Here is a 15,031-nt window from a genome sequence, read left to right as displayed (position 1 = left end):
CTTGTATTTGTATTTAATAATTTATTGGAGTGAGGGGTGTAGTGGATGAGTAGCCAAACAATTAAAGAGGTGGATGCAGTTGTTTTAGGCGCTGGCTTTGCAGGCTTGTATATGTTACATCAGCTGAGGAGTAAAGGTTTTTCTACCATTGTATGCGAGGCTGGAGATGGTGTAGGCGGTGTTTGGTATTGGAATCGTTATCCGGGCGCTAGATGTGATATAGAAAGCATCTATTATAACTATACATTTTCAAAAGAGTTGTATGAAGAATGGACTTGGACATCTAGATTTCCAGAACAAGCGGAAATATTACGTTATTTAAATTACGTGGCAGATCGCTTTCAATTGCGAACGGATATCCAATTTAATACAAGGGTCACTGCAGCACATTTTGATGAGGAACGTCATAAATGGATTGTTTATCTAAACGACGGACAGCACATTTTAGCAAAGTATTTTATTACAGGAATAGGCTGTCTGTCTGCTGCCAATGTTCCTAACATTCAAGGACTGCAACAGTTTAGCGGAAATTGGTATCACACGGGGCATTGGCCACATGAAAAGGTTGATTTTACAGGGAAACGAGTAGGAATTATCGGGACAGGCTCCAGTGGTATTCAAGCCATACCTGTAATTGCGAAAGAAGCAGAGCAGCTTACTGTATTTCAACGGACACCACAATATACGATTCCAGCTCGTAATCATCCATATGATGAGAACTTTATCAAAGAAACCAAGCAAAATTTCGAAGCTTTAAAGCAGTCGATGAGAAATTCTGTATCAGGTACACCTTTTGCACAAAATCAGCAATCTGCAATGGAGGATAGTGATGATAAAAGGATGGCGGTTTTTGAGGAAGCTTGGGCACAAGGCGGTTTTGCCTTCGCAGCCACTTATGATGATTTGTTAACAAATGAACAATCCAATGAAAAAGCAGCGGAATTTATTCGCTCTAAAATACGACAAATTGTGAAAGACCCTGTGGTAGCAGAAAAATTATGTCCGAAGTATATGTATGGAACGAAAAGACAGGTTTTAGATAGTGATTATTTTGAAGCCTACAACAGGGAGAATGTTGTACTGGTGGATGTAAAAGAATCACCTATCAAAAAAATAACAGAAACAGGCATTCAAACGACGGATGAACATTACGATTTAGATAGTATCATTTTTGCAACAGGCTATGATGGCATGACAGGACCATTATTTAAAATTGATATAAGGGGAAGGAACGGTGAGACATTAAAGGAAAAATGGGAGGATGGTGCTTCTGTTCAAACATATCTCGGACTAACAACAGCAGGTTTTCCTAATTTATTTATGATTACTGGTCCAGAAAGTCCATCTGTCCTCGTGAATATGCCAATCGCTATTGAGCAGCATGTAGAATGGATTGCACAATGTATCGATTACTTGCGTGAGCATAACATTGACCTTGTGGAACCAAATAAAGAAGCCGAGGAAGCTTGGAGCAAGCATTGTCGAGAGATTGCTAACACAACACTTTACGTCAAAGGTGATTCCTGGTATACGGGAGCTAATATTGAAGGTAAACCCCGCAGTTTTTTAATTTATCTGGGCGGATTTGATTATTATACAAAGCATTGTCATGAGGTGGCTCAAAATAATTATGAAGGCTTTAAATTAATGAGATTAAAATCAATATCATAGTTTGCAAGAGAGGAGCATATATCAATATGGGACAACAAGTAGTCATTATTACAGGTGCAGGAAATGGTATAGGGAGAGAAACAGCAAAATTACTAGCCACACAGGACAAGGCATTAGTATTAGTAGATTTTGATGAGAAAAGTGGTCAAGACACACTACACGCTGTGAAGGAACATCAACAACAGGCTATCTTTGTCCACGCAGATGTTTCGAAAAGCCAAGACGTGAAGAAATATGTGGAGGCTGCAAAAGAAGCATTTGGTAGAATTGATGCGTTCATCAATAATGCAGGTGTGTTAAGCCCGCCATCTTTACTAGCAAATTTAGAGGAAGAGACATTTGATAACGTCATTTCGGTCAATCTAAAAGGAACTTTTTTAGGCTTAAAATATGTATTAAAAGAGATGGAGCAACAACAGTCAGGTGTCATCGTGAATACTTCTTCAGCGGCAGGAATACAAGGACAACCCTATTTAGGCGGCTATGCTGCTAGTAAGCACGGTGTTATTGGGTTAACTAGAACTGCTGCCATTGAATATGGTCCTAGCGGTATACGAGTAAATGCTATTTGTCCAGGTGGTGTAATGACTAATATGACAAAGGGATTAACGTCCAGTCCAGAGGAAAACGGCCCCCTAAGAAGATTAGCAAATGCTTCTGAAATCGCAAATGTAATCGCTTTCTTAATTTCGGAGGAAGCCTCTTATGTGAATGGCGCTGTTGTACCAATTGATGGCGGTTTAACATCGTAAAAAATATTTTAAATAAGAAAGGAAGAATTTTAATGGAACATCGTATTGATTCAGAACTAAGAGAAACGTTAGCAATTTTCCCCCCATTAGATTTAGATAATGTACAGGCAACAAGAGAAGGAATGGCAGCCGTTGCTGTGCCAGCTCCGATAGATGAACGGATAACAGTTGAAAATAAAGTGATTCAAGGGCCTGATGACAACGATTCTCTTCGTATTCGTATTTATAAGTCAAAGGAGCAGAAAGAAATTTTTCCAGGGCTGCTATGGATTCATGGCGGCGGCTATGTCTTAGGTGCTCCAGAAGGAGATGATTTACTTTGTCAGCGCTTTGTTAATGAAGCGAAGTGTGTGGTTGTATCTGTAGACTATCGACTTGCTCCTGAACATCCTTATCCAGCACCACTTGAAGATTGTTATGCTGCGTTAAAATGGGTAGCAGATCATGCGGACGAATTAGGGATTGATCCCAGTCGGTTAGGAATTGCTGGAGCAAGTGCTGGAGGAGGGCTCACAGCTGCACTCGCATTACTTACTCGAGATCGTAATTATCCAAAGCTTAGTTTTCAAATGCCTCTATATCCAATGATAGATGATCGGAATAACACACCATCTTCATTAGAAATTACGGGACATATGATCTGGAACCACTCGCTCAATCAAAAAGGCTGGGAAATGTATTTGAATGGAGAGAACGGCAGCGATAATGTGTCACCATATGCCGCAGCAGCTAGAGCAGATGATTTATCAGGATTACCGTTTACGTATACATGTGTTGGCCAATTAGATCCATTCCGTGACGAGACTTTACAATATGTGACAAAGCTATGTCAGGCTGGAGTAGATGTCGAGTTCCACTTATACCCAGGTTGCTATCATGGCTTTGAAAGTATTGTTCCAACAGCCGCAGTCAGTCAAAGGGCTGCCACAGAGTATGTAGAAGCTGCTAAATATGTTTTGCATCGAAAGATTTCAGTGCCTTTATAATTAACTTACAAAAGTCTCGAAACTTTGATTTAAAAAAGTTTCGAGACTTTTTTGGCAATCATAATTACATCATAACTAGTTTGTAATGCCACCTTTTAGGTTAGACTTTTATCGAGTGAAAGGAGGAGAATACAAATTGCTACAATTTGATTCAAAAATTGTTGGAAAAGAGATTGGTTTCGGCTATTTACGTGATAAAATTGCCAATCGAGGTTTTACGATTGGTGGGAATTGGGAGTATTATAAAGGAAGCTTCGATTCGGTATTATGGAAAGAGGCAGGGGAAACTATTTATTTGCGTGTTCCCTTTATCGTAACATCAGGGGAACTTGATAATGAGGATGCCCAAATTCGTTTTCAAAAACCATTTGTCATTAAGCATGTTGAGAATATAGGTCTAGATTATGATGAGGGGTCTTTACTTGATGCAACTGGTGTTAGTCAATTCCAAACTCCGCTTGATAAAGACGGGTATATTCACGATAAAAGTAGATGGATTCAAGCAGGCGAACAAGCTGTTGAAGAAAAAGTGCTACCTTTTTTTATGCATTAGCTAGATAAATTTGAATAGCTAATGGCTAAAATTATATGCCTTTTATCCTTTTCATTATTGGGAACTTGTAATCAAAAATAGAAATAGAATTGTCGTAAGAATTTTCCAACATTATAATAGTGTTAACGTACACTACTAGAAGAGGTGAGTTTATGGACAAAATAGCTATAGATGATTTTCAACATTCCCATCAGAAATTGCAACAAGAAAGACTCATCCATCGAAAAGAAGCGTATCTTGATGTGTTAGCGAAAACAAAAGCATTTGGTGAAATAATCACTTTTGAAGGTATAAAAGGTAATAAAAGAGACGTCTAGGGGACGTCTCATGTTGTTGAAATAAGATCATGTCAATAGCAGAAAAAGAACTTTTAGCGAGGGGGTGATTTCCGTTCCGCCAGCGTCCTTTCCAGGGGGCGTCCGCTGAGCCGCTTCACTCACTTCCGTTCGCTCCAGGGTCTCAGCTGTGACGCTAAATCCCCTAGGAGTGACGCTGGCTCCACTTCAATCAACCATTTGGCAAAAGTGGCTTTTCTTTCTCTTTCATACGAGCCGTCACGATCAAAATCGCTCCTTATTTGCCTGATGAGAGAAAGGAAAGCTCCTTATTTTCAATGTGGAGAAGTGATGCGTGACAACACCTCTTCATAAAGAGTAGGGAACACCTTCACTTTATTTGAAAACCTTTGTTAAAAAGAAACATCTTTATGGATTGGAGTGGAAGGCTACTTGACTCCCGTGGGATAGCGAGACAGGCGAGCCCCTGCACGGAGCGGTAGCGGAGGAAGCGGCTCGGCGCTCGCCCACAGGAAAGCAAGTAGCCTGCAACGGAAATCTATTTTTACCTTTCACAAAATTTCTATAGATCGTTTTGTTTTTCAACACTAAGAGACGTCTAGGGGACGTCTTTTTCTATTTTCTTAACGCATTAAAAATGAAAGGGTGAACAACAATGAAATGTATCATGCCATTATTACTGCTAGTAATGGTTTTATGTGTTGCTTGCGCGCCACCTAAGGACAAGAATGACGGAGGCTTAGAAAAAGAGGAAGCGCGCATGGCTCCTTCAATAAATTCAACAGTAGAAATACTAGCAAATCAATTGCAAACACCATGGTCGATTCAAAAAAATGGTACTGTTTTTTATGTAGCAGAAAGGCCCGGTAGTATTGTGAAAATTGAGGAAGGAGGAGCAGTTGATAGGCAACAGGTCATCCTCAATAAGGAGCTTTCAACAGCGCCAGAAGCTGGTTTATTGGGGTTTGTATTAGCACCTAATTTTTCAGACAAACAGATTGCCTTTGCTTATTATACGTATGTTGAAGGAAGCGAGCAGTTTAATAGAATTGTTACATTAACCTTGAACGATAATAAGTGGTTAGAAACGGATCTTATCATAGATCGGATAAAGAGTGGTACATATCATCATGGTGGTCGTTTAAAAATAGGGCCTGATGGTAAACTGTATGCAACAGTAGGTGATGCGACGCAACCTTCCTTAGCACAAAATTTAGATGCTCTAGAGGGGAAAATTTTACGCATCAATTTGGATGGCTCCATACCGAACGATAATCCTTTTCCACAGTCCTATGTATACAGCTATGGACATCGAAATCCACAGGGCTTGACCTGGGCAACAGATGGTACGATGTATGCCAGTGAGCATGGCAATGCCGCAAACGATGAAATTAATATAATCGAGAAGGGGAAGAATTATGGCTGGCCCGATATTGAAGGAACAAAGAAACAGCAAGGTATGATCACACCTCTCTTTACATCAGGTACTTCTAAAACGTGGGCACCATCTGGCATTGATATGATGGATGATCAATTATATGTCGCAGCTTTAAGAGGTAGTGCAGTGTTAGCGTTTGCTGTGAAAGAAAACAAACATATTGAACGATTGTCGGAATTTGGAAGAATTCGTGATGTCTTTGTGGATGACGCATTTCTTTATTTTATTAGCAATAATACAGATGGTCGAGGAAGCCCACAGTCACAGGACGATAAACTATATCGGATACCATTGTGATATACTATTTGTGAAGACATAGAAGGGTATAAGGAATGGGGAGGACTAACATTGGCTAATTATCTTAAAATCGCAGTGGCAATTGATTTCTCGGAACAATCATTAAAAGCATTGGATCGAGCAAGTCACTTAGCTATGCAACACAATGCTATTTTGCAATTAGTGAACGTCATTGATACAAAATCATTTGGAGCGGTATCTGCATATGATTTGAAATATGCGGAGGAACTAAAGAAAGAAAACGTTGTAAAAATGGAACAGCTGGAAAAAGAGGCATTGCAGACAGGAGTCAAAACCGTGGAATCTGTAGTAGAAGCAGGCTCACCAAAAGGTATTTTAACGCAATTACCGAATGTGGACTTAATTGTCTGTGGTGCAACGGGGTTAAATCGTATGGAGAAAATGATGTTAGGATCTGTTGCAGAGAAAGTAGTGCGCTATGCTCTATGTGATGTGCTAATTGTCCGTTAATTTTTAGAATAAAAAAGACCTGCTTGTGCTAGTAGACAAGCAGGTTTTTTCATTATTCGATTGTTTGAGCGTTATCAATAATGCTTTGAGGAATATCAATTGTTTTTAGGTGGTTGAAATCAGTGTAAGTAACGACTGATTTTGTATTCATGACTAATTCGTCACCTTCTACGGCCATTTTTAAATCAAAATTCATATCCATTTTTTTTGTATCGAAAGTCTCTTTATCGATGTGTAATACATAGTTGATTTTTTCAATTGTTAATTGATCCATTGGATTTTCTTCTAATCCCATATCCTCGATAGATTTAGTGATCTCAGAATCAATTAGCTCTTTAAATTTATCGCCTTTTGCTTCTAATGTAAGGACATACTCATCGTCTGTTTGTTCAAATTTAAAATCACCAATGAATTTTTTTAGATGTTCTAGCTGTTCTTTCGCATCTGCAGAAGCAGCCGTTTGATCTAAAATCTCATCAAAATTCTCATCAGGTAGCTTGATCCAGCTATCAGTTGTCATATCTTTCATGAAAAGACCAGTGTCTTTCTTCATGTACATTTCTATTGGCATGTCCGTTGTTTCTTCGCCTTCACTCATCATATCGGGCATCGACATTGAACCTGACAAATGCATTGCAAGTGGGTCAACAATGATGTCCATGTCCATTTTAGAGTCGATAGAAAATTCCATAGCCTCTTTACCAGATCCAACCTTTGTTACCTGTGTCATGTCCATATTGGCACTTGCACTTTTAATGTCAGCCTGGCGGTCCACTGCTTTGTTATACACTTGTTCTAAAGTGAGTTTGCTTGTTTTAGTTGTGTCTTTCGTAGGGGTAGCACTCGAGTTACAAGCTGCAAGTGTCAATGCTAGTGTCCCAACTGCTAATACTTTAAAAATTTTCTTCATTACTTTCATCTCCTATTCTTGGTAAAAAACACTATCTACTACTATACGCCCTAAAAAAGGAAAAGTTTCGTTATTTTTTAAAAAAGACTAAGCTTTTATTAAAAAAATAACATTCTTTTCACAACTGCACGTGATAAACATGTGAAAATTAATAAAGGTACAGAAGCCATAATTAAAAAAGAAAAAGCTGTCACCAAGCAATTGTTCAATGACAATTGCTTGGGACAGCTTTTTTGATTATCTTTGTTCTGCAGAGATTTAAGTGTCCGCTGATCACGATAATGCCCTGATGTAATGGATTAATTATAACCCCAGATCATGGCGAATAATGTACCAATGATTGTTACTACACCTACGAATACTGAATATAAAATCGTTGTATACAACGTTTTCTTATCTTCAGATTCACCGATGTGCATGAATAATACTAATTGTACAGTTGCTTGTGCAAGGGCAGTTACTAGTAAAATTCCAAATGCCATATTAAGAGACATATCGAATTTAACAACAGCTAAAGCTACAATTGTTAGTAATAGTGAGAAGCCGAAGCCCATCACATGTTGTTTTGGGAATAATTCCTTCATCAGCTAATCAGTCCTTTCAAGTAGACGAAGCTGAAGATGAAAATCCAAACAACGTCTAGGAAATGCCAGTACAATGAGAAGATAAACGCTTTGTTCGCTGTTTGTGGATTTAAACCACGTTTAGCCACTTGGATTAAAATAGCTACGCCCCAGAAGAAACCAAATGTTACGTGGGCACCGTGCGTTCCAAGTAAAGTCATTAAGGACGATAAGAATGCGCTTGTTTGAATCGTCGCACCTTCGTGTACATAAGTGACAAATTCATCTATCTCAATAGCTAAGAAGCCAAGACCTAGTAAAAGAGTGATGATAAAGAATGTCATCATCGCTTTTTTACGACCAATACGCATTGCATGAACACCAAGACCAATTGTGAAACTACTTGTTAATAATAAGAATGTTTCCCATAGAACTGGAGTTAATTCGAAAATTTCGGCACCATTTGGTCCACTACCTGTACGTGTATGAAGTGTGAAATACACTGTAAATAATGTGGCAAATAACACGATTTCGGCGCCAAGGAAAATCCAGAAACCAAAGATTTTTAGACGGTTTTCCTCTGTACTATATTCTAATGGAAGTGAAGAATCGATTTTCATATTATTTATCACCTCTCAAGCTTTTCTCAGTTGCCATAACTTCTTCAACTGAAATGTAACGACCATGATCTTTTTCGAATGAACGATGGATCATGAAGCCAAATACACCAAGCATACTGATGATGGCTGGAATCCACAGATTGAACACAGCAAAGAATGCTGCTAGGAAGAAGAATCCACTCATCCAGAATGGTGTGCCTGTATTATTTGGCATGTGAATTTTTTCAATTTTACCTGCTGTAATATCGCGACCTTCTTTTTTCGCGAACCAAAACTCGTCTAAGCGAGTAACAGTCGGTACTATAGCAAAATTGTATTCTGGCACTGGAGAATGTGTAGCCCACTCAAGTGTACGACCATCCCAAACATCTGCCTTTTCATTGCGAGGCATATGTTTCCAGCTGTAGTAAATGTTATAAACAATTAATGCAAAGCCGACTGCAAGTCCTAGCGCACCGACGAACGATAACATGTTCAATGGACCATAACCAGTAGACTCTGAATAAGTGTACATACGACGAGCATAACCATCTAAACCTAAAATAAATAGTGGGAAGAATGTTACGTTGAAGCTAATGGCAATGAACCAGAAGCCAGCTTTCCCTAATTTTTCATTTAGACGGAAACCGAACATTTTTGGCCACCAGTAGTGGTAACCTGCAAGTACACCAAATACTGTACCTGGAATTAATACATAGTGGAAGTGGGCAACTAAGAACATCGTATTATGATATTGGTAGTCGGCACTTGCCATCGCGAGCATAACCCCTGTAACCCCACCAATAGTGAAGATAGGAATAAAGCCAAGTGCATAAAGCATCGGTGTTGTAAATTGAATTTTCCCGTGCCTCATTGTGAGTAGCCAGTTAAATATTTTAACACCAGTAGGAACTGCGATTGCCATTGTTGTAATAGAGAAAACACTGTTAACCATTACACCGTGACCCATTGTATAGAAGTGGTGGGCCCAAACTACGAATGATAGAAGGGAAATGACCACCATACTCATCACCATTGATTTGTAACCGTATAAGTTTTTACGTGCAAATGTTGCAATGATTTCTGAGAAAATACCGAAAGCAGGTAGGATAACGATATAAACCTCAGGATGTCCCCAAACCCAGAATAGGTTTGCCCAAAGCATATCCATACCACCGTCTTGCATTGCAAAGAATTTTGTGCCGAATTGACGGTCAAGCATCATAAGTGCAAGCGCTACAGTTAATACTGGGAACGCGAATACGATAATAATGTTTGTAATTAAAATAGACCAAGAAAACATTGGCATTTTCATTAATGTCATACCAGGGGCACGCATTTTAATGATCGTCGTGATAAAGTTAACACCTGTCATTAAAGTACCAATACCTGATAATTGAAGTGCTAAAGAATAATAGTTATTCCCTACAGTCGGACTAAATTCCGTACTTGCAAGAGGGAAGTAGGCTGTCCAACCAGCGTCTGGTGAACCACCGATAATGAATGATAAGTTTAATAAACCAGCACCTGCTGCAAATAGCCAGAAGCTGACAGCGTTTAGACGTGGGAAAGCAACGTCACGTGCACCGATTTGAAGTGGAATGACAATGTTCATTAAGCCGATAACAAATGGCATCGCCATAAATAGAATCATTAATAAACCGTGTGTTGTGAAAATTTCATTATAGTGTTGTGCATCAAGAAGTCCGTTATCTGGAACGGCTGTTTGTGCACGCATTAACAGTGCATCGATACCACCGCGGAATAGCATTAATAAGGCTACTGCGATATACATAATCCCGATTTTTTTATGGTCAACAGTTGATAGCCAGTTTTTGTAGAAATAGCCCCATTTTTTGAAATAAGTAAGGCCTGCTACGATAACCACTGCACCAACTACGATACTAATAGCTGCCGCTAAAATCATCGGTTCTTGCATTGGATGGAATAATTCTTCCATACTCATTGGATGCGCTCCTTTCAAAATTAAAAATGAATGTAAATATTCGTTCGAATAAAAAATTAGTGATGTCCTGAATGTTCTTCAGACATATCCTCATGATCCATGTCATCCATATTCATGTGTTTACCATGTTCCATTGGAGCTGGTCTGAAGTCTAAGTGTGTAGATGAGAAGCTTTGGCGACCAACATGCTCCGCCTCTAATAGCTCGTCAAATTTTTCTTCAGTTAATGGTGCTTCTTTTGCTTTGACATCAGCAACCCATTGATCGAAATCGTCTTGCGTCATAGTTTGTGCTTCAAATTCCATTTCTGCAAAGCCACGACCATTAAAGTTAGAGTTACGTCCCATAAATGAACCAACTTCATCTGCAGCCAAGTGAATCGTTGTTAACATATCACTCATGGCATATTTTTGACCTGCTAATTGAGGAATCCAGAAACTTGTAATTGGACCAAATGAATAAAGCTTAAACTCTATTGGACGGTCCACTGGAATGTTTACATAGTTAACTGTTTCAACACCTTCTTCAGGATAACTGAAGTGCCATTTCCAGTTTGATGATGATGCATAAATAACTAAAGGCTCCTTATCGTCATAACCCGCAGGTTGAGCTTCTACTGTAGAAGTTGTTCTTACTGTAACAACAGCTAAGAAAGCTACGATAATAATTGGAATTACTGTCCATGTAATTTCAAGAAGATGGCTACCCTCTTCATGAGGAGGCTCATAATCTGCAGATGCTTTTGATGCGCGATATTTTGTTAGCATAAAGGCTAAAAGCACATACACGACTAGTAATATAAAGGCCATTGTAATAATGGATAAGATAATTGTGTTTGATAATGTTTCGGCATTAGGTCCTTTTGGGTTGAACACTGTTAATGGTTCACAACCAGCAAGAAGAGCAAGCGCACTCAATGCTACAAACATTAGACTTAATTTTTTCTTCATGTTTGACTCCTTTCTATAAGAACGGCTATTCATAAAATTCATGTGTTTTTTGTCAGTCTCACATTTACAAATAGTAGATACTGAGGTCACCTCTTTTATCTTGGAGTATCAATCAACAGCGTAAGAATTTACAATGGCATGGTTCAATATGAAACATAAAATCTAGTGTTGATTGATGTGATGCAAGCGTTAGCAAAATCAAAGCGATGTGCAATCGTTTCTAAAGACGTACTTGCCTGACTACGATTGTCACATTTTGTCGTTGTTTGCACATTGGATTATACGCCCTGTTTTTAAGAAAAAACATAATTTTGTTATGAAAATGATAGTAAGACGACACCGAATTTGAACATTTTTTGAACGAAAATCGTTATTTTAGTATTGGTATTTATAGGTTTTTATTAATAAACACTGTGGAAACGTTGAAAATACTGGATTCCTCATGTTTACCTAAGTAAATAAATTTTTTTGTGAAAAATAGCATTTCACATTTTGGACGCTGTTTTGTAATAAAATCAGCGCCTAATAAGTCGTTACAACACTTTTCGTTTGCCTTTTTTTAAAAAAAGGAGTACACGCAATAGCGTTGTGTGGAAACTATAGGATGAATTTTCAATGTAAGGAATTTGCAATAAGGGAATAATTGGAGGGGGTTATTAATTATGTTAATATAATTATTACTTTTCTTTAGTATCCAATTTTTTACTTTGTTTATTCTATCTGAAAAGTAAAAAAGCAAACTAAGACTTGTCCTAGTTTGCTGGTGTTTTAGAAAATTTTTAAGTTATGGAGAAGGAAATGTAGTAAATCAGCATTTTTGAAGTTGACTGTCAATCCCCGAGCTTTAGCCATTTAGAAACTTGCCCATAAATCGTGTTTTGCAGTTGATGTGCTTTATTATTCATTTTCAACGAAAAATACAATGTTTTCATAAAGTTTAAGGTACAGGTGCGCCCACTAAAGAAGGAATTATTATAACCTTGTGTCATTAAATGCATTTCAAATCTATCAAAAGCCTGTTCTACAAACTCTATTAGTGCTTCTTCGGAATAATTTTGTTGTAATAGTGCGTCAACTATGTTGATTAAGCGCTCCTCTTCATCATTGATATAGACATTGTCCTTCCAAGTTACAAGCTTTAATGCGTGTAAAATTGATGGTGCGTATTGTAAATCGAATTTTGGATGTTTAATGGTCGTTGCAGCTAAGTCAGCCCCATGTGCAATGCTATGTGCCCATCCTTTATTCTGTACATAACCTCTTATATCCTGCTCCAATAATAGATAGCGTCCGATTTTTTTAAAGAAAATGTGTAAGTCATCATCGTTTAAAACTAATAATTCAGCATCCTTTGCAAGAAGCCCTGCTACAAGTAAAGCAGAAAATGAACGAGTAAAGACGCTATCTGTAGCTTTTTCACCAATATGTAAATATAAGAAATCCTCGCTAATTGCTGTTTCAAATAAATAGTGTAGTTGTTGGGGAGTTAATAAATTGTCACTTAGTAATTCAATGAAAGTCCGATAAATTAGGTGGTCGCGTAATTCTGCATCAACTGAGCCGATATGAGCTAACATTTCTTGTAATAACCAATCACTATGCTGTAGCATAAATGCCTGTCGTTCAGAAAGTGTCATTGTAGAAAAAGACTGTAATGTTTCTTTAATGTTCATATTTGAGAAAGCCCCCATCATCATTTTTGTACTATATATTATAGCCTTTTTTATTTCGAATGGAGCAATTTGAAACCTTCATTATATGAAGAAAGGATATGTGGCTAATTACCAATATAACTTTTACAATATTATTTCCAGAAACTATAGAAAGTTGTTATGATAGAAACGCTACAAAATGGTAAAGCTTAAATGTGAACAATAAAAAAAGACATACCTATTTAAGTATGTCTTAGTCTAGTTAGACGATGATCGCCGCTTTTATGCCGATGGGCCATTCAATAAGGGTGTGCTGATTTGTTTTTAACTCGACAAGAATGTGGGTATTTTTGATCGCATCAATAAGCCATTCACTGTAATGATGATTTGGCTCAGGATGTTGTAAAATTTGCTGCATATCTTTTTTATCAACATGTAACAGCTTGTAGTTACATTCAATGTTTACTTTTTGAGGAATAATGGCAAGTGATTCATTTTGATGACCAAGTGCAATAGAACCAGGAATACACCCTTGAATACGTAAAATATAGGTGCAGGCTTCTTGCGTATAGACGTCAATTTTGGTGCGTGTTAAAAATTCAAATTCTATCGGCTTATCTTGAAAAGGTCCATCCGCTGTAGAAAATGAAATGACTTTAATTGATAATGCCTCAAATGCAGATGAGATACAATGATCAAATTCTGTGATTGTATCTAGTAATTGCATGGATTCCACTCCTTATTAAGAACTTGATTTTCTTGAAGTAGCAGACATTAATAAAGAGCGTCCGCAATTTGTAATAAATTTTAGATTATTCTAATTATAATACAATTTATTACAAAATATGAATGTAAAGCAATGATTTTTTGTTAAAAATAAGAAACTTGTGGATTTTTTAGTAAATAACCGAAATGAAAAATAGAAATAAAGAGGTGAGAAAAATGACAAAACGAAAGCGTCATGTTCTTAAACATGACAATATTGTTGTTTTTCCTGGCACTGTCCAAACGTTACTACGTGAAGGGCATATGTTTGCTGAGAATTATCAATATGAAAAAGCGGTAGCCAGTTTTGAAAAGGCATTTGCCTATGAAGCGGGAGATGAATTTGCACTCAGTGCATATGCCTTTGCTTTATACGAATTAAAAGATTATGACAAAGCAAAAGGTGTTTGTGAACAGTTATTTACGATGGGAACGACACTTTATGTGGAAGTGATGGAATTGTACATTACAATATGTATGCAGTTGAAAGAATACCATCAGGTTGAGACATTAATTACGACGCTTCTTGAAGAAAATGTATTACCTCATGATCAAGTGGAGAAATTTGAACGATTGAAGAGTTTAAATAGAGAAGTGTCTAAAAATCTAGAAAAAAGAGAAAATGCTCAGCTTTTAATAGAGGAACAGGAATATGAGCTGGAGAAATTTTGTGCCCTTACTCCAAATGAACAATCCATTCGTTTACATCGTCTGATGGATACAAATGTAAGACAATTAAAAACGGCACTAAAAGCGATTATTGAATGTTCAACGATTCATCCTTTTGTCCAGAGCTTGGCATTAATTTTATTAGTGGAACAAGAAGTAGCCATTGACGTTACCATAGCCAAATTTAAGCAAACCAAAAACGTTAATCCTGCCCAGTTAGTATTACCTAACCAGCTACCACAGTATGGCGAGATAAAAAATATAATAGAAAAGAAGCTAGAACAAGACCCAACGACATTAGAAATGGTACAATATTTAATGGCGAAACATGCTATTGTAACGTATCCGTTTGAATGGCATCCATTCGAAGCCGATGATGTTGCCTATAGTTATATTGATTTTGTCTCAGCGATGCTAGGTAATGTGCAGGAAATGGACTATGAACTCATCGACTTTTTACAAATGTTAGAAAAGCTAACAGAACTACATTAGG

General features: G+C 37.6%; 15 protein-coding genes. 8 read left to right on the top strand and 7 right to left on the bottom strand.

What is annotated here, in order from left to right:
• Positions 1-45 precede the first annotated feature (45 nt).
• The 7 genes from V6670_RS16175 to V6670_RS16145 all read left to right on the top strand — a co-directional run bounded on the left by V6670_RS16175 (position 46) and on the right by V6670_RS16145 (position 6,464).
• A complete protein-coding gene (locus V6670_RS16175) occupies positions 46-1,671 on the top strand; it encodes an NAD(P)/FAD-dependent oxidoreductase (RefSeq protein ID WP_141904997.1) in 1,626 nt (541 codons plus the stop codon).
• A 26-nt stretch (positions 1,672-1,697) separates the two neighbouring features.
• Positions 1,698-2,423, top strand: coding sequence for an SDR family oxidoreductase (locus V6670_RS16170; protein ID WP_186436204.1), 726 nt, complete (start codon positions 1,698-1,700; stop codon positions 2,421-2,423).
• Positions 2,424-2,455: 32 nt separating this feature from the next.
• Complete coding sequence (locus V6670_RS16165; RefSeq protein WP_141904999.1) at positions 2,456-3,409, top strand: alpha/beta hydrolase; 954 nt, start codon at positions 2,456-2,458, stop codon at positions 3,407-3,409.
• Positions 3,410-3,545: 136 nt separating this feature from the next.
• A complete protein-coding gene (locus V6670_RS16160; protein ID WP_141905000.1) occupies positions 3,546-3,962 on the top strand; it encodes a YugN family protein in 417 nt (138 codons plus the stop codon).
• A gap of 152 nt (positions 3,963-4,114) precedes the next feature.
• The gene (locus V6670_RS16155) at positions 4,115-4,279 is read left to right on the top strand and encodes a hypothetical protein (RefSeq protein WP_186436205.1); all 165 of its coding nucleotides are present in this window, start codon (positions 4,115-4,117) and stop codon (positions 4,277-4,279) included.
• A 634-nt stretch (positions 4,280-4,913) separates the two neighbouring features.
• Positions 4,914-5,993, top strand: coding sequence for a sorbosone dehydrogenase family protein (locus V6670_RS16150; protein WP_141905001.1), 1,080 nt, complete (start codon positions 4,914-4,916; stop codon positions 5,991-5,993).
• Positions 5,994-6,044: 51 nt separating this feature from the next.
• Positions 6,045-6,464, top strand: a complete 420-nt coding sequence (locus tag V6670_RS16145; RefSeq protein WP_036123932.1) for a universal stress protein — start codon at positions 6,045-6,047, stop codon at positions 6,462-6,464.
• Between the two features lie 52 nt (positions 6,465-6,516).
• On the opposite strand, the gene V6670_RS16140 is transcribed toward V6670_RS16145, so the two are convergent.
• The 7 genes from V6670_RS16140 to V6670_RS16110 form a co-directional block, all read right to left on the bottom strand.
• Complete coding sequence (locus V6670_RS16140; RefSeq protein ID WP_338651662.1) at positions 6,517-7,374, bottom strand: DUF6612 family protein; 858 nt, start codon at positions 7,372-7,374, stop codon at positions 6,517-6,519.
• Between the two features lie 299 nt (positions 7,375-7,673).
• Complete coding sequence (qoxD, locus tag V6670_RS16135; protein ID WP_004226585.1) at positions 7,674-7,958, bottom strand: cytochrome aa3 quinol oxidase subunit IV; 285 nt, start codon at positions 7,956-7,958, stop codon at positions 7,674-7,676.
• Positions 7,958-8,557, bottom strand: coding sequence for a cytochrome aa3 quinol oxidase subunit III (gene qoxC / locus V6670_RS16130; RefSeq protein WP_004226587.1), 600 nt, complete (start codon positions 8,555-8,557; stop codon positions 7,958-7,960). The genes qoxD and qoxC overlap by 1 nt, the downstream gene beginning before the upstream one ends.
• A gap of 1 nt (position 8,558) precedes the next feature.
• Complete coding sequence (gene qoxB, locus V6670_RS16125; RefSeq protein ID WP_141905002.1) at positions 8,559-10,502, bottom strand: cytochrome aa3 quinol oxidase subunit I; 1,944 nt, start codon at positions 10,500-10,502, stop codon at positions 8,559-8,561.
• 56 nt (positions 10,503-10,558) lie between these two features.
• A complete protein-coding gene (gene qoxA, locus V6670_RS16120) occupies positions 10,559-11,452 on the bottom strand; it encodes a cytochrome aa3 quinol oxidase subunit II (RefSeq protein ID WP_338651661.1) in 894 nt (297 codons plus the stop codon).
• 830 nt (positions 11,453-12,282) lie between these two features.
• Complete coding sequence (locus V6670_RS16115; RefSeq protein WP_338651659.1) at positions 12,283-13,125, bottom strand: DUF2785 domain-containing protein; 843 nt, start codon at positions 13,123-13,125, stop codon at positions 12,283-12,285.
• A 241-nt stretch (positions 13,126-13,366) separates the two neighbouring features.
• Positions 13,367-13,831, bottom strand: coding sequence for a hypothetical protein (locus V6670_RS16110; protein WP_036123947.1), 465 nt, complete (start codon positions 13,829-13,831; stop codon positions 13,367-13,369).
• A 215-nt stretch (positions 13,832-14,046) separates the two neighbouring features.
• Between V6670_RS16110 and V6670_RS16105 the strand changes: the two genes are divergently transcribed.
• Positions 14,047-15,030, top strand: a complete 984-nt coding sequence (locus tag V6670_RS16105; protein WP_338651658.1) for a DUF3196 family protein — start codon at positions 14,047-14,049, stop codon at positions 15,028-15,030.
• The last annotated feature ends 1 nt before the right edge of the window (position 15,031 follow it).

Source organism: Lysinibacillus sp. Y5S-8 (assembly GCF_036894365.1).
GTDB classification, from domain to species: Bacteria; Bacillota; Bacilli; order Bacillales_A; family Planococcaceae; genus Lysinibacillus; species Lysinibacillus fusiformis_D.
The sequence above is the reverse complement of the archived record's forward strand: the minus strand, read 5'-3'. Positions and strand labels throughout refer to the sequence as shown.

What these genes read in the sequence shown, in the direction of transcription:
- V6670_RS16175 (WP_141904997.1), top strand. Translation starts at nt 46, where the DNA reads ATGAGTAGCCAAACAATTAAAGAGGTGGATGCAGTTGTTTTAGGCGCT.
- V6670_RS16170 (WP_186436204.1), top strand. Translation starts at nt 1,698, where the DNA reads ATGGGACAACAAGTAGTCATTATTACAGGTGCAGGAAATGGTATAGGG.
- V6670_RS16165 (WP_141904999.1), top strand. Translation starts at nt 2,456, where the DNA reads ATGGAACATCGTATTGATTCAGAACTAAGAGAAACGTTAGCAATTTTC.
- V6670_RS16155 (WP_186436205.1), top strand. Translation starts at nt 4,115, where the DNA reads ATGGACAAAATAGCTATAGATGATTTTCAACATTCCCATCAGAAATTG.
- V6670_RS16150 (WP_141905001.1), top strand. Translation starts at nt 4,914, where the DNA reads ATGAAATGTATCATGCCATTATTACTGCTAGTAATGGTTTTATGTGTT.
- V6670_RS16140 (WP_338651662.1), bottom strand. Translation starts at nt 7,374, where the DNA reads ATGAAGAAAATTTTTAAAGTATTAGCAGTTGGGACACTAGCATTGACA.
- qoxD (WP_004226585.1), bottom strand. Translation starts at nt 7,958, where the DNA reads ATGAAGGAATTATTCCCAAAACAACATGTGATGGGCTTCGGCTTCTCA.
- qoxC (WP_004226587.1), bottom strand. Translation starts at nt 8,557, where the DNA reads ATGAAAATCGATTCTTCACTTCCATTAGAATATAGTACAGAGGAAAAC.
- qoxB (WP_141905002.1), bottom strand. Translation starts at nt 10,502, where the DNA reads ATGAGTATGGAAGAATTATTCCATCCAATGCAAGAACCGATGATTTTA.
- qoxA (WP_338651661.1), bottom strand. Translation starts at nt 11,452, where the DNA reads ATGAAGAAAAAATTAAGTCTAATGTTTGTAGCATTGAGTGCGCTTGCT.
- V6670_RS16115 (WP_338651659.1), bottom strand. Translation starts at nt 13,125, where the DNA reads ATGAACATTAAAGAAACATTACAGTCTTTTTCTACAATGACACTTTCT.
- V6670_RS16110 (WP_036123947.1), bottom strand. Translation starts at nt 13,831, where the DNA reads ATGCAATTACTAGATACAATCACAGAATTTGATCATTGTATCTCATCT.
- V6670_RS16105 (WP_338651658.1), top strand. Translation starts at nt 14,047, where the DNA reads ATGACAAAACGAAAGCGTCATGTTCTTAAACATGACAATATTGTTGTT.